14 protein-coding genes and 1 tRNA gene are annotated in these 17,388 nt (G+C 72.0%); 6 read left to right on the forward strand and 9 right to left on the reverse strand.

All coding sequences use genetic code 11. The features are described 5' to 3' along the window. Positions 1–36 precede the first annotated feature (36 nt). Both ACIA6C_RS16640 and ACIA6C_RS16645 read left to right on the forward strand, forming a co-directional pair. Positions 37–1,116, forward strand: coding sequence for a dihydrodipicolinate reductase (locus ACIA6C_RS16640; protein ID WP_399276445.1), 1,080 nt, complete (start codon positions 37–39; stop codon positions 1,114–1,116). Next, a complete protein-coding gene (locus tag ACIA6C_RS16645) occupies positions 1,113–1,592 on the forward strand; it encodes a carboxymuconolactone decarboxylase family protein (RefSeq protein WP_361125790.1) in 480 nt (159 codons plus the stop codon). The genes ACIA6C_RS16640 and ACIA6C_RS16645 overlap by 4 nt, the downstream gene beginning before the upstream one ends. A gap of 67 nt (positions 1,593–1,659) precedes the next feature. Here the strand turns inward: ACIA6C_RS16645 and ACIA6C_RS16650 are convergent, their stop codons facing one another. After that, positions 1,660–3,219: a GMC oxidoreductase gene (locus ACIA6C_RS16650; protein WP_399276447.1), complete on the reverse strand. Its 1,560-nt coding sequence runs from the start codon at positions 3,217–3,219 to the stop codon at positions 1,660–1,662. Between the two features lie 299 nt (positions 3,220–3,518). Here ACIA6C_RS16650 and ACIA6C_RS16655 point away from each other — a divergent pair. Then, positions 3,519–3,595: transfer RNA gene (locus ACIA6C_RS16655), tRNA-Trp, on the forward strand. 83 nt (positions 3,596–3,678) lie between these two features. Here the strand turns inward: ACIA6C_RS16655 and ACIA6C_RS16660 are convergent. The 5 genes from ACIA6C_RS16660 to ACIA6C_RS16680 all read right to left on the reverse strand — a co-directional run bounded on the left by ACIA6C_RS16660 (position 3,679) and on the right by ACIA6C_RS16680 (position 11,133). Next, positions 3,679–5,298 carry a N,N-dimethylformamidase beta subunit family domain-containing protein gene (locus tag ACIA6C_RS16660; protein ID WP_399276449.1) on the reverse strand — a complete coding sequence of 540 codons (1,620 nt, stop codon included), beginning with the start codon at positions 5,296–5,298 and terminating at the stop codon, positions 3,679–3,681. Positions 5,299–5,396: 98 nt separating this feature from the next. Continuing rightward, complete coding sequence (locus ACIA6C_RS16665; protein WP_399276451.1) at positions 5,397–7,796, reverse strand: polysaccharide lyase 8 family protein; 2,400 nt, start codon at positions 7,794–7,796, stop codon at positions 5,397–5,399. 159 nt (positions 7,797–7,955) lie between these two features. Beyond that, positions 7,956–8,795, reverse strand: a complete 840-nt coding sequence (locus ACIA6C_RS16670) for a sugar phosphate isomerase/epimerase family protein (RefSeq protein ID WP_399276453.1) — start codon at positions 8,793–8,795, stop codon at positions 7,956–7,958. Continuing rightward, positions 8,792–9,952 (reverse strand): dihydrodipicolinate synthase family protein, encoded by a 1,161-nt coding sequence (locus tag ACIA6C_RS16675; RefSeq protein ID WP_399276455.1) that lies wholly within the window; start codon positions 9,950–9,952, stop codon positions 8,792–8,794. Before ACIA6C_RS16675 ends, ACIA6C_RS16670 begins: the two co-directional genes overlap by 4 nt. Beyond that, positions 9,949–11,133 (reverse strand): Gfo/Idh/MocA family protein, encoded by a 1,185-nt coding sequence (locus tag ACIA6C_RS16680; protein ID WP_399276457.1) that lies wholly within the window; start codon positions 11,131–11,133, stop codon positions 9,949–9,951. The genes ACIA6C_RS16675 and ACIA6C_RS16680 overlap by 4 nt, the downstream gene beginning before the upstream one ends. A gap of 193 nt (positions 11,134–11,326) precedes the next feature. Between ACIA6C_RS16680 and ACIA6C_RS16685 the strand changes: the two genes are divergently transcribed. The 3 genes from ACIA6C_RS16685 (at position 11,327) to ACIA6C_RS16695 (ending at position 13,849) form a co-directional block, all read left to right on the forward strand. Beyond that, positions 11,327–12,403: a LacI family DNA-binding transcriptional regulator gene (locus ACIA6C_RS16685; RefSeq protein WP_399276459.1), complete on the forward strand. Its 1,077-nt coding sequence runs from the start codon at positions 11,327–11,329 to the stop codon at positions 12,401–12,403. Next, on the forward strand, positions 12,400–13,251 hold the full coding sequence (locus tag ACIA6C_RS16690) for a sugar phosphate isomerase/epimerase family protein (protein WP_399276461.1): 852 nt from the start codon (positions 12,400–12,402) through the stop codon (positions 13,249–13,251). The genes ACIA6C_RS16685 and ACIA6C_RS16690 overlap by 4 nt, the downstream gene beginning before the upstream one ends. Before the next feature lie 151 nt (positions 13,252–13,402). Further along, entirely contained in the window at positions 13,403–13,849 is a 447-nt protein-coding gene (locus ACIA6C_RS16695) for a hypothetical protein (RefSeq protein WP_399276463.1), read from the forward strand. Here ACIA6C_RS16695 and ACIA6C_RS16700 read toward each other — a convergent pair. From ACIA6C_RS16700 to ACIA6C_RS16710, 3 genes are read right to left on the reverse strand one after another with little or no spacing between them, the layout of a single operon-like run. Then, a complete protein-coding gene (locus tag ACIA6C_RS16700; protein WP_399277279.1) occupies positions 13,837–14,823 on the reverse strand; it encodes a hydroxyacid dehydrogenase in 987 nt (328 codons plus the stop codon). The two genes, ACIA6C_RS16695 and ACIA6C_RS16700, sit on opposite strands and share 13 nt — an antisense overlap. 50 nt (positions 14,824–14,873) lie before the next feature. Beyond that, positions 14,874–15,758 carry a carbohydrate ABC transporter permease gene (locus ACIA6C_RS16705; RefSeq protein ID WP_399276465.1) on the reverse strand — a complete coding sequence of 295 codons (885 nt, stop codon included), beginning with the start codon at positions 15,756–15,758 and terminating at the stop codon, positions 14,874–14,876. Further along, positions 15,755–16,603, reverse strand: coding sequence for a carbohydrate ABC transporter permease (locus ACIA6C_RS16710; RefSeq protein ID WP_399277281.1), 849 nt, complete (start codon positions 16,601–16,603; stop codon positions 15,755–15,757). The genes ACIA6C_RS16705 and ACIA6C_RS16710 overlap by 4 nt, the downstream gene beginning before the upstream one ends. Between the last annotated feature and the right edge of the window lie 785 nt (positions 16,604–17,388).

Below are 17,388 nucleotides of genomic sequence, written 5' to 3' on the forward strand. Positions count from 1 at the left end.
CTGGGCACCTCCACGCCCCCTCGCTACTCTCCGCGCATGATTCCCACGGTGGTCTGGGGCACCGGCAACGTCGGCCGCGCGGCGATCCGCGCCGTCGAGGCCCATCCGGCGCTCGAACTCACGGCAGTCCTCGTCCACGACCCCGCCAAGACCGGCCGCGACGCGGGTGAACTCGCCGGACTGGGACACGCGCTGGGCGTCGCGGCGAGCGACGACATCGAGGCGGTGCTCGCCGCGCGGCCCGCCGCCGTCGTGTACGCGGCCTCCGGCGACACGCGCCCCGACGACGCCCTCGCCGACATCACCCGGGCCGTCGCCGCCGGGGCCGTCGTCGTCAGCCCCGCCCTGTACCCCCTCTACGATCACCGCAGCGCACCGCCGGAGTTCCGCGATCCGGTGCTGGCGGCCGTCGCGGCCGGCGGTGGCTCGCTGTTCGCCTCCGGCGTCGACCCCGGCTGGGGCAACGACGTCCTGCCGCTGCTGATCAGCGGACTCGGCACCACCGTAAACGTGATCCGCTGCCAGGAGATCTTCGACTACTCCACGTACGACCAGCCGGACTCCGTCCGCTACCTGGTCGGCATGGGGCAGCCCATGGACTTCGAGCCGATGATGCTCATGCCGTCCGTCCCGACCATGGTGTGGGGCGGCCAGATACGCATGATGGCCCGGGCCCTCGGCGTCGAACTCGACGAGATCCGCGAGACGTCGGCCCGGCGCGCGCTCGACACGACGGTGACCACCCCCACGATGGGCGAGTTCCAGGCCGGCACCCAGGGCGCGATCCGGTTCGAGGTGCAGGGCATCGTGGAGGGCGAAGCCCGCCTCGTCATCGAACACGTCACCCGCATCCACCCCTCGTGCGCGCCCGACTGGCCTCAGCCGCCCGACGGGGCCGGCGCACACCGAGTGATCATCGAGGGCCGGCCGCGCATCGAGGTGACGATCGAGGCCACCGACGAGGGGGAGAACCGCTCCGCCGGCGGCAACGCCACCGCCGTCGGGCGGCTGGTGGGGGCGATCGACTGGCTCGTGGACGCGCCACCGGGCATCTACGACGCGCTCGACGTCCCGCTGCGGCCCGCAGTCGGCAAACTCGGAAGGAAACAGCCATGAGGATCGACGTTCCGGAAGGTCAGCACCCCATCGAGTACGTATGGGGCGACCTGGTCCCCGGCATCGGGATGGCCGCGGCCAACTTCTCCCTGTCTGTCTACGCCCACACCACCTTGGGCCTGCGCGAGTTCGAGGCGGCCCGGCTGCGGATCGCGCAGATCAACGGGTGTGTCTTCTGCCTCGACTGGCGCACCGACCGGGACGGCGAGAAGGTCGAGGAGGAGTTCGCCGATGCGGTGACCGAGTGGCGCACCACGAAGGCCTTCGACGACCGCACGCGGCTGGCCGCCGAATACGCGGAGCGCTACGCGCTGGACCACCACGGTCTGGACGAGGAGTTCTGGGAGCGGATGACGGCCCACTACAGCCAGGTGGAGATCGTGGAACTGAGCATGAGCATCGGCTCCTGGCTCGCCTTCGGACGCCTGAACCATGTGCTGGGCCTCGACAGCGTCTGCGTACTGCCGGGGAGCTGACACGGCCCGGGGCCGGCCGGTCGCCCTTCGCGGGCTTCGGGCCGGCTCCGGCACCGGCACTGCGCCGCTACAGGTCAGTGGCGATGATCTTCTCGATGTTGCGTTCGGCGAGCGCCGTGATGGTGACGAACGGATTGACGCTGGTGTTTCCGGGGATCAGCGCCCCGTCGATCACGTACAGGCCGGGATGACCGTGCAACCGCCCGTAGTTGTCGGTGGCCCTGTTCAGGACGGCGCCGCCGAGCGGGTGGTAGGTGAGGTGGTCGCCCCAGATCTTGTTGGTGCCGAACAGGTCGCTCCGGTAGATCGTCCCTTCCTTGGAGTTGATCTTGTCGAAGATGGTCTTGGCCATGTCGATGGCCGGCTGCTTCCAGGCCGTCTGCCAGTTCAGTTCGGCCTTGCCCGTCGCGGCGTTCCAGCTGAATTCGGCCCGGTTGGGGTTCTTGGTGATCGACAGGTAGAAGGAGGCGTACGTCTCGATGCCCGTCGGCAGCGGCGCCACCTCGGCGAACGCCCCGCCCGCCGCCCAGTTGTCGATGCCGCCGCACGGGATCGTCGCCTGGAGCTTGCCAGTCGGGTCCCAGAGGTGGTTCGCGCGGCCGCACATGACGTTGCCGTTGTCTCCCCAGCCCTTGCCGATCTCGTTGTTGAGGTTAGGGAGGGCGCCGGTGGCCTTCAACTTGACCAGCAGCTTGCTCGTGCCGACACTGCCGGCGGCGAAGAACACCCGGTCGGCGGTGACGGTCTTGGTGGCGATCGTGTCGCCGGTGGTGTTGAGCTGTTCGATGACGACGGTGTAGCCGCCTCCGGTCGTGGGGGTGACCGTGGTGACCTTGTGCAGGGGCGAGATGGAGACCTTGCCGGTCGCCTTGGCGGCCGCGAGGTAGGTCTTCTGGAGCGACTTCTTGCCGTGGTTGTTGCCGTACAGGATCTCCCCGTCCAGCGCCGACTTCGTGGCGGTGCCGGCCGCCTCCTGCTTCATGTAGTCCCAGTCGTAGACATCGGGCACGAACACGAAGGGGAAGTTGGAGCGCTGGGCGTGCTTGCGGCCGACGCGGGCGAACTGGTAGCAGTCCACCGTGTTGAACCAGTCCGGGTCGATGAGGCCGACGCCGAGGGCGGCGTTGGCGCGCGGGTAGTAGACGCCGTACATCTCGTCCGCGTCCACGGACGGGAGCACGGCACCGAAGTTCTCCCGCTTGGGGGTGACGGCCATGCCGCCGTTGACGAGGGAGCCGCCGCCGACCCCGCGGCCCTGGTAGACGATGATGCCGCCCATCTCCTCGGCGTCCAGGATCCCCGTGTACTTGGGGATGTCCCGGTCGATGGGGAAGCCGAGGAAGTAGTTCAGCGGGGCCTTCGTGCGGGTGCGCAGCCAGTACGAACGCTGGTCGGGGCTGAGGGTGTTGCAGAAGATCTTGCCGTCCGGGCCGGGGGTGTCCCAGGCCATGCCCATTTCGATCATGTGGACGTCGACACCCGCCTGGGCGAGGCGCAGTGCGGCGACGGAGCCGCCGTATCCGGTGCCGATGACGAGGGCGCTGACATGGGCCCCGGTGTCGATGGGTGCTGACGAGGTGTTGGCGGATTTCGCCTGGGCGGGGGTGGGGTTGACTGCCAGGGCCACGGCTCCAAGAATGGAACCGGTTCCAGCGATGAAACCGCGACGGGATAGACCCTGGGATACTTTGCTGTTCAGGGATTTGTCACTCATGTGACGTTCCTCACTCTCGATGGAGTGAGAACAAGTTCTACTGTCGGCGGCGTGGTAAGTCACTACATACGGCGGGGTAATTTCTGGCTGGTTCCCGAGGTGCGGGCCGCCCGCCGCTCCTGTGGCCCACCGGCTCGCCGTCTCAGGCAGCGGACTCCCCGCGGATTTCGTTGGATCTTCGGGCCGGCCCGTGCCATGGTGGGTCTCGCCGAAGGGGTGTAGCTCAGCCGGCCAGAGCAACGGTCTCCAAAACCGTAGGTCGCAGGTTCGACTCCTGCCGCCCCTGCCAGTACGCATGCGCCGGACGCCCGGCCGGGACCTTCTCCCGGCCGGGCGTCCGGCGTTGAGGGCGTCCTGCGTCGGCGGGCTGGTTCAGGAACGCCCGTAGACCGCCTTGACGTTGTCCTGGGCTGGATGCGTGCGACCAGCCGGCCCCGCCGCGAAGACGCGCAGCAGGTTTTCCGTCACCCGCGTCGTCAGCGCGCCCGCACGGGCGTCCAGCCCGTGGTTGGCGCCGCTGCGCCCGTCGCCGGTCGCGTCGAGCGCCTCCACCCAGCGCATCGTCCCCGTCGCGAACACGGCGGCGCCGCTCGCGACGGTGTAGTAGGCCGTGTCCTGGTGGCTGGGCCGCCCCTCGCACACGACGGGGGAGTGGGCGAGGATCTCGATCGGCCGGGGCGTCGGAAAACCGGTGTTGACCTTGTCGTACTCGACGCCGACCAGGTGCGCGAAGCCGTCGCCCGCCTTCACGCCGGTGCCCTCGAACAGCCAGTGGCCGGGGTTGGTCACGACGTAAGGGGCGTCCACGGGGTAACCGTCGTAGATCACGCCGAGCAGGGAGCTCTCCGGGTCGGCGGCGGGGGGAGAGCGGAAGTCCACGGTGGCCGGATGGCCGCGTCGGAACCCCGGGTCCTGTTCGTAGGAGGACTTGTAGCAGACCACCGTGCGGTCCGGACCCAGGTCGGAGGCCTCAAGCCGGATCCTCCGGAAGCAGCAGTTCGCGCCGAGGACGGCTATGTTCGTCCCCGCGTCGCGGGCGGCGGTGAAGTGTGCCCGCTGTTCCGGCGACCAGTATTCGTCGTGCCCGAGCGACAGTACGGCCGCCGCCCCCTCCAGCAGCCGTTTGTCCCGCGCGACGTCCGTGGTCGTCGCGTAGGCGAGGGGTATGCCGAGCCGCTCGGCCAGGGCTATCAGCGGTGCCTCGTACACGAGGAACAGGCCCGCGCCGTCGTCGTACTCGTACGGCCGGTCGAAGGTCACGGCCAGCGAACGGGTGGCGTACCCGCCGTTCGGGCCGTCGTAGCTGCCGTAGCCGCCCCAGCGGTTGTAGGCCTGCCAGGTCGCCACCGCGTTCACGACGACGGTGCGGCCGGCCGTGGCCGCCGAACGGACGGTGAGCGGTACGAAGCGCTGGCCCTCACCGCCCTGTGCGTCGAGGCGCAGGAGGTAGCAGCCCTCGGGCCAGTCCTTGGTGTCGACCGTGGCGGTGCGGGCCCAGTGAGTGCGGACCATCCTGCTCTCGGGGTCGACGGTGTGCTCGGGCTGCCGGATGCCGGTCAGGGCCTGCGAACGCCACACCAGCCGGGCGCGTGCGCCGCCGTACCAGCCCATGCGGTACGCGGAGACGGTGAAGCGGGGCGCGGTGGTGGACACGTGGAGGCCGAAAGACTCCCCGGGCAGGACGCTGACCTTGTCCGCGAAGCCCTCGATGGCGCGGGCGGGCCCGGCCTTGGTCACGTGCCAGTCGGAGTTGCCGGGGCGGGCGTTCTCGGCCTTGACGTCGAACCCCCGCGCCGCGGCCGCAGGCCTGCCGCCCGTCGTCCCCTCAGGTCCGGTCCCTTGCTCGCTCCCTTGCCCGTTCCCCTTCGCGCCCACGTTCGCGCACCCGGCCAGCGCTCCGAGCCCGGCGGCCGCCGCCCCGGTCGCGGCGACAGCCAGGAACCGCCGCCTCCCCGCGCCTTCGCCCACCCCGGCCGTCTTCTCCTGTTCCATGGGTGGCACGCTATGCCACCCTCCACCCGTCCGCGACCGCACCCCCCTCTGGCACCCGCCACCCGGCGGGTACCGCGCCCAGCTAGGCGCACGGTGCGTCATCCCAGCCGCACCACCACCTGCTGTCCGGCTCCCGCTGCCCCCGTGAGGTCGCCGAACGCGAGCCGGAGGCGCGAGCCCGGTTCGGCCGTCACCACGCTCGGCGGCCGGGACACCACCGCCGCCACGGGCCGGTCCCACACCACGGTAAGCGCGGCCAGTGCCCTCGCCGGGTCCGCCACGGACACGACGGCCGTGCCGTCGGGTCTCTCCCGCACCGTGACCGAGCAGGCGGCGCTCGCCTCCAGCGGGCCGACCGTCCCGGCCTGCCAGAAGTTGACGCCGGTGAAGCCGAGCGAACCCACCGACACCCCCTGCGCCGCTCCGGTGTTGGCGAGCACCCGCAGCCAGTCCGTGGAGCGGGCCCGGGCGGCCGTCTGCGCCGCCGTGGCCCCCGGCAGCACCTGGTGGACGTACCCGGCGGCGACCGGATCCGTGCCGTGGTCGTACCAGAGGGTGAGGTAGCGCCGGGTCAGCGGCGTCGTCGCGCTGCCCCGGTTGATGTCGCTCCACCGGCCGGTGCGCGCTTCCCGCAGGGCCTTGAACGTCCCCGCTCCGGACATCACGTACCCGCCGAAGCCGGCGAGGTGCGCCCAGCCGGGGGAGGGGAAGGACGCCGACCAGCCCAAGGCGGCCGGCTGTACCGTGCCGCCGACGGTGAGCGCGTGCGTGCCGGCCGCGCCCAGGTTGCGGTTGTCGATGACCGACTCGACCGGCACTCCGTCCGTCGAACGGATCCCAGCGCCCAGGCACACGATGGTGTCCGAGAGGAAGAACCAGGATTTCCGTGCCGTCAGCGTGCTGCCCAGGCCCCTCAGGTGCTGACCGACCGACGCGAACTCCCCGTCGGTCGTCCCGCCCACCCACACCGCGTCCGGCCGCGAGGCGCCCCAGTCGCCTCCCGCCCCGTCGGCCAGTGCCAGCCGGGAAACGGTGGTCCCGGGCAGTCGGTAGGGGTCCACCGTGGGCCAGAAGGCATCCGAGTACTGGCCGTTTCCGTAGGTGGAACCCCACCAGGTGAGCATCCCGCTACCGGTGTGCCAGCCGCGCAGGTTCTCCCCGTTGCCGGTCTCGTAGTGCGCGATCCACTGCGAAGCCATGGACAGCGAGGCGGCCCAGCCGGGCCGCCGGTGCGTGGCCCGGTCCATCGAAGCGAACAGCCGGTGGCCGACCGGCTCGGGAAGTCCCGCCACACCCGGATCCGCCGCCACCTCCGCCAGCCGGGCGAGAGCGGCCAGCCCGAGGGTCTGATCGGCCATGGGCGGGCTGTAGTAGGCCCGGTCCGCCCACCCTTTGACCAGCCCCCGCCATCGGGCCCGTTCGGTGCTGCTCGCGCTCTGGGCCAGCAGCAGGATCCCGGCCAGCACCGCGTGCCCCCGCGCGTGGTCGTCCTGCTGGATCCGCCGGGCGTCCAGCGCGGACACGCCCCGGCTTGCCGCCCGCCCGGACACCGCGTCCATGACCAGCCCGTTGAACAGGAACGGCGCCCAAGCCCGCTCGACCGCGTCGAACACGATCTGCGCGCCGGGATCCGTCACCTCCCACGGGGTCTGCCGCAACAGCGCGAACAGCATGCCAAGTCCGCCGAGCAGCACCGCGCCGTACGTCCCGGTGTACGGCACCCAGGTGTGCTGGACGAAGGAGCCGTCCCGGTAGAGACCGTCCCCCGAGGAGACGTACGGGAAGACCGGCGCGAGCGCGTCCCGGGCCAGAGCGATCTTCCCCGCATCGGCGCCGACCACCCCGCGCAGGGCCAGTACCCGGCAGAGGTCCACCCGGTTCGCTCCCGTGCTCGTCCCGCCGTAGGAGGCGACGACGGAGTCGGGCACGAAATGGTCGACCGCCGCGCAGTGATCGGCGATGCTGGCCGGTGTCAGGTCCGCCTGGAGCAGGACGCAGAGGTCGAGCAACGCCTGCGGGGCCCCGATCTGCCAGCAGTACCAGTTGCCGTACGGCGCCCGGCCCGCGTGGTAGACCTCCGTGTGCAGGTGGTCGAGCCCGGTCAGCAGCGCCGTGCGCAGCGCGGTCTCACCAGTGTGCCCGGTGCCCGGGCGGACGTAGGCCTCCGCCATGGTGCGCAGCCGGTAGTAGCTCTGCATCATCTTCTCGGGATCCGTCGCGAATCCCAGATCGGGCCAGAGCGCTCCCGGCGCGGGAGCCATGGCGGCCCTCCAGCCCTCGGCCTGTTCGCCGAGTTCGGCGAGCCGCGACCGGAACGGCTCACTCGTCGCCGGGAAACCGGCACCGAGACAGAGCCCGCGCCAGACCGCGCGCATCGTCTCGTACACGTCCGTGTCCGTGGCCGGCCCGCCCTCGGCACGCGCCCGCGGGACGCCCAGCCACAGCGCACCTCCGCCCGCCGTGGAGAGGAAGGCGCGCCGGCTCCATGGGTCTGTCATCGCTTTCTCCTTTTCCCACCCTCACCGTCTGTCCTGCCCGGCACCGGGCCGCCACCTCGGCCCCAACCGTCCGGCCCTGCCACTGCCGATTTGCCACTGGACGCGCCGGCCCCGCCGCGTCGGGAGCCCCGATCCCAGGCCGCATTCGGAGTCCCGACCTCACTCCACGTGCCGGCGATAGCGTTCGATCACCTCCCGCAGTACCTTCGATCCCTCCCGGGCCCACAGCCCGGGGTGGAAGATCTCCACCTCGACCGGCCCGCGGTAGCCCGCCCCGTCGGCCAGCTCCCGGAACCCCCGGAGATCGATACACCCGTCACCGAGCTGCCCCCGCCCGAGCAGCACCCCTTCGGGGAGCGGCGTCACCCAGTCGGCGACCTGGACGGATACGATCCGGCCGCCCGCGCCGGCCCGGCGCAGGTCCTCCGGGAGCCGTTCGTCCCACCACAGGTGGTAGGCGTCCACCACCACCCCCACACGCTCCGCGGGGAACCTCTCGGCCAGGTCCAGTGCCTGACCGAGCGTCGAGACCACGCAGCGGTCCGCGGCGTACATCGGATGCAGGGCTTCGATCCCCAGCCGCACCCCGTGCGCGGCGGCCCACGGCGTCAACTCGCCGAGGACGTCGGCGATCCGCTCGCGCGCACCGACCAGGTCGCGCTCCCCGTCGGGCAGTCCGCCGGAGACCAGGACCAGGGTGTCCGCTCCCAGTTCGGCGGCCTCCTCGACCGCCCGCCGGTTGTCCTCGAGGGCGGCTGCCCGTCCTATCGGGTCGGCGGCCGTGAAGAACCCGCCCCGGCACAGCGAGCTGACGCCCAGTCCCGCCCCGGCGATCAGCTTCGCCGTCTGCCGTACCCCGAACCGCCGTACCGGCTCCCGCCAGAGGCCCACCGCTCGTACCCCGGCCGCCGTGCAGCCGCTCACCAGGTCGGGGAGCGACCACTGCCGGACCGTCTCCTGGTTCAGACTGAACCGGGCCGGAGCCGGCGCCCATTTCACGACGCCACCCCGTAGACCGCGAACAGCTGCCGCATCCGGGACGCGGCGAGCCCCGGATCCGGGAAGAGGCCGAGGCGGTCGGCCAGTTCGTAGGCCGTGGCCAGATGGGGGAGCGAGCGCGCCGACTGGAGCCCGCCCAGCAGGGTGAAGTGCTCCTGGAATCCGGCCAGCCAGGCCAGCAGCACCACCCCCGTCTTGTAGTAGCGGGTCGGCGGGGCGAACAGATGCCGCGCCAACGCCACCGTGGGGTCCAGCAGTTCGCGGAAGGCCACCGCGTCTCCCCGGTCGAGCGCGTCCGCCGCCCGTGCCGCGATCGGGGCGATCGGATCGAATACGCCCAGCAGGGCGTCGCTCGCCAGCTCGCCGTCACCGCCGATCAGTTCCGGGTAGTGGAGGTCGTCACCCGTGTAGCAGCGCACACCGGCCGACAGCCGGCGCCGGATCTCCACCTCCCGGTCGGCGTCCAGCAATGAGACCTTGATGCCGGCCACCTTCCGCGGGTACTCGGCGATGATCTTCAAGAAGACCTCGGTGGCCTCCTCCGGGTCCTCGTGCCCCCAGTAGCCGGTGAGCTCCGGATCGAACATCGGGCCCAGCCAGTGCAGGACCACGGGTGTGGAGCTCTGGCGGAGCAACCGCCCGTAGACCTCCAGGTAGTCCTCCGGGCCCCGGGCCGCCTTGGCGAGCGCCCGGGACGCCATCAGTACGGCCGCCGACCCACACGCCTCGCTGTGCGCGAGCTGCTCCTCGTACGCGGCGGTGATCCGGGCGATCGGGTGCGGCCCGGAAGCCGGGAGCTGGTCGGTCCCGACGCCGCAGACGATCCGGCCCCCGACCGCTCGGGCATCCGCCGCCGAGCGGCGGATCAGCTCGGCCGCCGTCGGCCAGTCCAGGCCCGCACCGCGCTGCGCGGTGTCCATGGCCTCCGCGACCCCGAGCCCCTCGTCCCACAGCCGGTGCCGGAAGGCCAGCGTGGCCTCCCAGTCGACCGCGGGACCTGCTTCGGCGGAAGCGGAGAGGGGGTCGGCGACGACATGCGCCGCCGCGTAGAACGTCCGGCTGCGCGCCGGGCCGCAGGTCAGCGGCGGCAGCGGGTCGCTGTTCGGACGGTACTCGCGGTACCCGCCCTGCGCGTCGGGCAGGAGGATGGTGTTCACAGGACCACCTCCGGCACCCGGAGCCGGCGGCCCTCCGCCGAGGACCGCAGCCCGAGTTCGGCGAGCTGCACCCCGCGCGCCCCGGCGAGCAGGTCCCACCGCCAGGGCTCGTCCCGGACCACGTGGCGCAGGAACAGCTCCCACTGGGCCTTGAATCCGTTGTCCGCCGGAGTGTTGTCGGGTACCTCCTGCCACTGGGAGCGGAAGGACTCGCTCTGGGGAAGGTCGGGGTTCCAGACCGGTTTGGGTGTCCCGGCCCGGTGCTGGATCCGGCACTCGCGCAGCCCGGCCACCGCCGAACCGTGCGTCCCGTCCACTTGGAGCTCCAACAGCTCGTCGCGGTGGACCCGCACGGCCCAGGAGGAATTGATCTGGGCGACAGCACCGCCCTCCAGTTCGAAGAGGCCGTAGGCCGCATCGTCCGCGGTGGCCTCGTACGGCTTGCCCTCCTCGTCCCAGCGGCGGCCGATGTGCGTACGGGTGAGGGCCTGCACCGAGCAGACCCGGCCGAACAGCTCGTGCAGCAGGTACTCCCAGTGCGGGAACATGTCGGCGGTGATGCCGCCGCCGTCCTGCGCGCGGTAGTTCCAGGAGGGCCGCTGGGCCGGCTGCCAGTCCCCCTCGAACACCCAGTAGCCGAACTCCCCGCGCACGGAGAGGACCTCACCGAAGAAGCCGCCTTCGATCAGCCGCCTCAGTTTCAGCAGACCCGGCAGGAACAGCTTGTCCTGGACCACGCCGTGTCTGACTCCGGCCGCCTGCGCCAGCCGCGCCAGTTCCAGGGAGGACGAGAAGGAGAGGGCGGTCGGTTTCTCGCAGTAGACGTGCTTGCCCGCCGCGACGGCCTGACGGACGGCAGCCTCCCGGGCGCCGGTCACCTGCGCGTCGAAGTAGACCTCCACCTCGGGATCGGCCAGTACCTGCGCCAGATCGGTGCTGACGTGTTCGAGCCCGTGCCGGTCGGCGATGGCCCGCAGTGCACCCTCCCGCCGTCCGATCAGGACCGGTTCGGGCCAGAGCACGGTCCCGTCCCCGAGATCGAGGCCTCCCTGCTCCCGCAGCGCGAGGACGGATCGCACCAGGTGCTGGCGGTATCCCATCCGTCCGGTCACGCCGTTCATGGCGATCTTGATGGTGCGCACCGAGCGGCGTGCCGCATCGGCTGCCCTGTCTCCTGCCATGGGGTTCCCCTCCTTCACTTGCGGATCACGGAAAGCGCTTTCACTCGCACCAGGCTAGATCTGGGCGCAGCTCGCGCACAACACCCGTACGAGTGATGGAAAGCGCTTTCCGGATGGGGCAGACTGGCATCACGAGGGACACATGATGAAGACGGCCCGGCCATCGAGTGCGGGGCAGGAGGAGGGGTGCGAAATGGCGGTGACTCTCGCCGAGGTCGCGGCGCACGCGGGCGTTTCGCCCGCCACGGTCTCGCGTGTACTGAACGGGGGGCACCCGGTGGCCGGAGGCACCCGGACCCGGGTGGAACAAGCCATCGAAGAACTGGGATACATCGCCAACGGCCCGGCCCGGGCCCTCGCGGCCGCCACCTCCGACCTCGTGGGCGTACTCGTCCACGACGTCGCGGACAGCTTCTTCGGCATCCTCGCGGGATCCTTCCAAAAGGCCCTCGCCCCGACCGGCCACGGAGACGGACGCAGGCTCGCCGTCGTCTGCAACACCGAGGGCGTTCCCTCAGCCGAACTCGATTACCTCGCCCTGCTGGAGGGGCAGCGGGCGGGCGGAGTCGTCCTGACGGGCGGGGGCGTGGAGGAACCGCACCACAGCACCGCACTCACCGCCCGGATCAGCCGCATGGCGCTCGCCGGCACGCCGGTGGTGCTGTGCGGGAGACCGCCGCTGTCCGTACCGGCCGCACTGCCGGTCGCCACCGTCATGTTCGACGACCACGGCGGAGCCTTCCGCCTCGCGGAGCACCTGCTGACCCTCGGCCATCGGCGCATCGCATACGTCGCCGGCCCCCAGGGCCTGAGCACCACCCGGGAAAGGCTCGCCGGGCACACCGCCGCGTTGCGACGGCACGACCCGGCCCTGCCCGACACCTGCGCCCCGCTCACCGTCTACGCCGGCTTCGAACGTTCCGCCGGGTATGACGCCACCCGTGAACTGCTGCGGCGCGGGGAGCCGTTCACTGCCGTCGCGGCGGCCAACGACACCGTCGCCGCCGGTGTGGCGGCGGCCCTGGGGGAAGCAGGCAAGCGCATCCCCGAGGACGTCTCGGTCGCCGGCTTCGACGACCTGCCGTTCAGCGTGGACACCGCGCCCGCCCTGACCACCGTCAGAGTCCCGCTGCGGGAGGCGGGCGTGCTCGCGGCCCAACTCGTCACCGGCCGCAGACCGGCGCCCCCGGGCCGCATCACCACCCTGCCGACCGAGCTGATGGTGCGCGCGTCGACGGCGCCCCCGCCCCGGGTGAGGAGCCGACCGTGAGGTACGCCTTCTCCACGCTCGGCCTGCCCGGGACCTCGCTCGCGCGCGGCGCCGCCCTCGCCGCCGAGCACGGATACGACGGCCTCGAACTGCGGGCCCACCCGGAGGAACCCCTGCACCCCGGCAGCCCCAGCGGCGATCGGGCCGTGGCCAGGCGTACCTTCGCCGCCGCCGGGGTCACCGTCCTGGGGGTGGCGGGATACGCCAAGGTGGCCGCCGCCGGGGAAGACGGGCCGGTGCTGGCCGAACTGCGCTCCCTGGTCCGGCTCGCCGCCGATCTCGAAGCCCCGAACGTCCGGGTCTTCCCCGGTGGCGGGAGCCTGCCCGAGGCGGACGCGGACACCCGGGCCGTCCGCAGACTGCGCGCCGCGGCGCCGTACGCCGAACGGCACGGCGTGCGGATCCTGCTGGAGACCCACGACTCACACCCGACCGGGGCCGCGGCCGCCCGGGTGCTGGAGCGGGTCGGGCATCCGGGCGCCGGCGCGCTGTGGGACGTACTCCACACCTGGCTGGGGGGCGAGCCGCCCGCCGAGTCGTGGCGGAGCCTCGCGCCCCACCTGGGCTACGTACAGGTCAAGGACGTGGCCTCGGCCCGGGACCTGACACCCCTCGGCCTCGGCGAGGGAGTGCTGCCCCTCGCCGAAGTGACGGCCGGCATGCCGTCGAGCGGCTGGCTGTGCTGGGAGTACGAGAAACGCTGGTACCCCCGAGCAGCGGACCTCCCGCGCCGGCTGGCGCGAGGTCGGGAGCACCTGGCGCGGCTACTACGGGAGCACCGGGAGCAGGGCGCGCCGGACACCGAGCCGGCCGGGGGGCCACAGAACCCGATCGGAGGGCCGCCATGACCAGACGGCCGTCCCCCGGCCGGGCGGGACGCCGGCGCCCGGTTCAGCCCGGTCCCGTCCCGGGTCCGGGGCACGGGCCCGCGCCGGGAGCCCGGTGCGCACCCTGCTGCCGGGGGGTGGGGCGTAGAGCAGGCCGCGTACCCTCGGCTCAGTGCCCCGTAAACCGAGGAAGCCCCGCCGGCTGGTCGTCGGCGGCCGCCTGTACCTATGGACGCTCCGCCACCACCACCATGTGCCGGACGGCGGCCGGTCCGCCGGCTGCCGCGAGACCCTCACGCTGTACCCGCAGCCCTCCGGCACCGGAAGCCCGCTGCGGATCGTCTTCGCCGGCGGGCCGGACCGCTACGTCCCGGGCGGGGCGCCCATGGGCTCCGGGGACGTGGGCTACGTCCGGGGCGGCTCGCTGAACCTGCACGAACCGGGTGCCGTCCGGGCCCTGCTCGATGCGGCCTCGGCCCGGGGATGGCAGCCGGGGGAGCGGCGGGCGGTGGAGATCGACGGCTGGCTCCTGCTGGAGGAGGCGGCCGCCGCACGACCCGGCGACGCCCCCGTGGGGCCCGTAGGTCGTTCGCGGAGCGGGAGCGCTCAGGCGGAGTAGGCCAGCCGGGTCGGGTCGACCGGGTGGCGGAAGGCCAGGCCGTGGGCGTAGCGCTCCAGTTCTGCTACCGCCGTCGCGGCCAGGCGGTCCAGCTCACCGCCCAGCGAGCCGGCCACGTGAGGGGTGAGGAGCACGTTCGGCAGGTCGAAGAGCGGCGAACCCGCGGGCAGCAACTCGGGCTCGGTGTGGTCGAGCACCGCGTGCAGCCGTCCCCGGACCAGTTCCTCCGTCAGCGCCGCGGTGTCCACGAGGGAGCCCCGGGCGGTGTTGATCAGCGTGGCGCCGTCCGGCATCAGCGCCAGCCGTGCGGCGTCCAGGAGGTGGCGGGTCGCGGGCAGCTCGGGCGCGTGCAGGCTCACCACGTCGCTGGAGCCGAGGAGTTGGTCGAGTGCGCAGGCCTCGCCACCGAGCGTCGCGATCTCGGCGGGGTCGGCGTACGGGTCGTGCACCAGCACCCGCAGGTCGAACGGGCGCAGCAGCTCAAGGACCCGTCGCCCGATGAGGGAGGCGCCGACGAGTCCGACGGTGCGGCGGTAGTTTCCGACGGCCGGATAGCGGCTCAGCAGATCCATGGGCCCACGGGCCGACCGGTAGGCGTGCGCGGATTCCAACACCCGCTTGTTGGCGAACAGGATCGCGGCGAGCGTGTACTCGGCGACCGGCACCGCGTTGGCGGCGGCAGCGCTGGAGACCAGCAGACCGCGCTCCCAGCAGGCGGCGGTCACATGGTGCTTGACGCTGCCCGCGGCGTGGACGACGGCACGCAGCCGCGGCATCCGCTCCAGCGCGTCGGCGTCGAGGGAAGGGCAGCCCCAGCTGGTGAACAGCACCTCCGCTTCGGTGAGACGGTGCCTCAGCCCCGGTGTGTCGTCGCCGAAGTCGCTGAGCAGCAGGTCGGGATCCAGGTCGGCGACCCGTACCAGCTTGGGCAGCACCCGGCCGCTGAGAACGGCTGCCCGGGTGCCGGGGCTCATGGCGAGGAGGGTGGCCGGGCGACGCGCGGTATAGGAGGGGGAGGAAGGGGTCACTTGACGGCTCCTGCGGTGAGACCCGAGCGCCAGAAGCGCTGGAGGCCGAGGAAGGCGAGCACGAGCGGGAGGACGGAGACGAGGGATCCGGTGATGACGAGCGGGTACAGCTCGGGCTGCTGGTAGACGCTGCGGTTCCACATGAACAGGCCCAGACTGACGGGGTAGAGCCGCTCGTCGTTCAGCATGGTCAGGGCCCCGTAGAAGTTGTTCCAGATGGCCGTGAAGGTGAACAGGAAGATCGTCACAAAGCCCGGCCACAGCATCGGCAGCGACACGTGGGCGAAGAGCCGCAGTTCACCCGCCCCGTCGACGCGGGCGGCGGCGAGCACCTCGTGCGGGAGGTAGCCCTCGGCGAAGACGCGGGCCAGATAGACCCCGAAGGGGTTGACGAGGGCCGGTACGAGGTAGGCCCAGTAGGTGTTCACGGCCCCGGCCGCCGAGGCCATCAGGTACAGGGGCAGCTGGAGGACGGTCGCCGGTACGAGCACCCCCGCGAGGACCACACCGAAGAGCCGTTCCTTGTGACGGAACTCGTAGGCGTGGAAGGCGTAGCCGCAGGCCACGCTGATCAGGGCGGAGAGGGTCGAGCCGGCCACGGTGTACAGGAGGCTGTTGCCGAGCCAGCGCCCGAAGATGCCGTGGTCGTAGGTGAAGACGTCGCCGAGGTTGGTGAGGAAGTCGAACCGGCCGGGGGCGTAGGGGCCGGTGGCGAAGAGGTCCCGCCGGTTCTTGGTCGCGGCCAGCACGAGCCAGGCCAGGGGCATCAGGGTGTAGGCACCGACGAGCAGGAGCGCGGCGTTGACGGCCGTCCTGGAGAGGATACGGGGGTGGCGGCGGAGGCGGGAGTGCGGGCGGCCGCGGGTCAGGAGGGTGGTCATGCGGACCTCCAGCGGTTGCCGAGCCTGGTCACGACGTAGGAGGCGGCGCCGGCGACCAGGGCGAGGAGCAGTGCGCTCGCGGCCGCCAGTCCGTAGTCGTGGCGTTTGAAAGCGGCGCTGAACACGTACATGGTCGGGGACCAGGACTCTCCCATCCCGGTGGCACGGAGCTGGAGGAGCTGGGGGGCGTCGAAGAGCTGGACGGCGCCCACGCAGGTGAACAGGACCGTCAGGACGACGGTGGGTTTGATGCTGGGCACCTTGACCTGGAAGGCGGTGCGGAAGGCGCCGGCGCCGTCCACCGTGGCGGCTTCCAGGGTTTCGCGGGGGAGGGCCTGCAAACCGGCGAAGAAGATGATCATGTTGTAGCCCATCCACTGCCAGGCCGAGACGTTGACCACCGACAGCAGGGCCTCGTCGCGGCCGAAGAAATCCCACGACAGCCCGGTCCGGTCGAGGACGTCAAGGACGGGGCTGAGGCCGGGTGTGTAGAGGTAGAGCCAGATGAGCGCCGAAACGATACCGGGCACGGCGTGCGGCAGATAGAAGGCGATCTGGAAGAAGCGCCTCGCCCGGGCGAGGGCGGAGTCGAGCAGCAGGGCGAGGACGAGTGCGCCGCCGACCATCACGGGGATGTAGATGAGGCAGTAGAGGGCGATGTGGCGGAACGAGGCCAGGAAGAGCGGATCGGCGAACGCCTTGGTGTAGTTCCCGACGCCGTTGAAAACGCGTTCGGTGCCGCCGAAACCGAGTCCGGACTGCCGGTCGTGGAAGAGGCTCAGCCAGATGGCGTAGCCGATGGGGGCGACGGTGACGAGCGCGAAGAGCAGGAAGAACGGCGCCATGAACAGGCCGGCGGCCCCGGACCCGCGGCGGCGGGCGCTCCGCGCGGTCACTCCGGCCGCTCCCGGTACGGCACCGTTGCCGTTGCCGTTGCCGTTGCCGTTGCCGCTGCCGGGTAGGACGGACGGCTCGGTCGCCGAGCCCCGGCGTCGGCCGGGGCCGCTGCCCCGAGGGGCGCCCACCGCGCGCCCGGGCCGCCCGGTCCCGGCCCGCGCGAAGCACGCCAACGCCCCGCGCACACGCGCCGCCCGGCCAACCGCCCCCTCTGCCCGGCCGGCCGGAACCTCCATGCGGCCGACAGAATCCTCCGCCTGGCCCGCCGGAGTTTCCGCCCGGTGGGCGGTCTCGTCCGCCCGGCCGGCCGCAGTTCGCGCCTGGCCGGCGGGACCTTCCGCCCGACCCGCGTGATCCCTCTGGGCGCTGGCGGGGCCCTTTGCTCGGGCGGCCGGGGTTTCCGCCGGGCTGGCGGGGGCCGGCATGCGGGGCGTTGGGGTCTCGGCCCGAACGGCGTGATCCCTCCCGGTGTTGGCGGGGCCCTTTGCTCGGGCGGCCGGGGTTTCCGCCGGGCTGGCGGAGTCTTCGATGCGGGCCGTTGGGGTCTCCGCCCGGGCCGCGTGACTTCTCACATCGCCGGCGGCATCCTCCGTCTGGCCAACCGCAACAACCGCAACCTCTGCCCGGTGTGCGGGAGGCTCAGTCCGGGTCGCCGGAGCCTCTGGGCGATCGGTGGGATGTGCCGTCCGGGACGCCGGAACGTCTATGCGCACGGTGGGGTCGTCCGGCCGGG

Origin of the sequence: Streptomyces sp. NPDC051578 (genome assembly GCF_044454045.1) — a bacterium.
GTDB lineage: Bacteria > Actinomycetota > Actinomycetes > Streptomycetales > Streptomycetaceae > Streptomyces.

Coding starts and splice junctions, on each gene's coding strand:
- ACIA6C_RS16640 (WP_399276445.1), top strand. CDS start 37: ATGATTCCCACGGTGGTCTGGGGCACCGGCAACGTCGGCCGCGCGGCG.
- ACIA6C_RS16645 (WP_361125790.1), top strand. CDS start 1,113: ATGAGGATCGACGTTCCGGAAGGTCAGCACCCCATCGAGTACGTATGG.
- ACIA6C_RS16660 (WP_399276449.1), bottom strand. CDS start 5,298: ATGGAACAGGAGAAGACGGCCGGGGTGGGCGAAGGCGCGGGGAGGCGG.
- ACIA6C_RS16665 (WP_399276451.1), bottom strand. CDS start 7,796: ATGACAGACCCATGGAGCCGGCGCGCCTTCCTCTCCACGGCGGGCGGA.
- ACIA6C_RS16680 (WP_399276457.1), bottom strand. CDS start 11,133: ATGGCAGGAGACAGGGCAGCCGATGCGGCACGCCGCTCGGTGCGCACC.
- ACIA6C_RS16685 (WP_399276459.1), top strand. CDS start 11,327: ATGGCGGTGACTCTCGCCGAGGTCGCGGCGCACGCGGGCGTTTCGCCC.
- ACIA6C_RS16700 (WP_399277279.1), bottom strand. CDS start 14,823: ATGAGCCCCGGCACCCGGGCAGCCGTTCTCAGCGGCCGGGTGCTGCCC.
- ACIA6C_RS16705 (WP_399276465.1), bottom strand. CDS start 15,758: ATGACCACCCTCCTGACCCGCGGCCGCCCGCACTCCCGCCTCCGCCGC.
- ACIA6C_RS16710 (WP_399277281.1), bottom strand. CDS start 16,603: ATGGCGCCGTTCTTCCTGCTCTTCGCGCTCGTCACCGTCGCCCCCATC.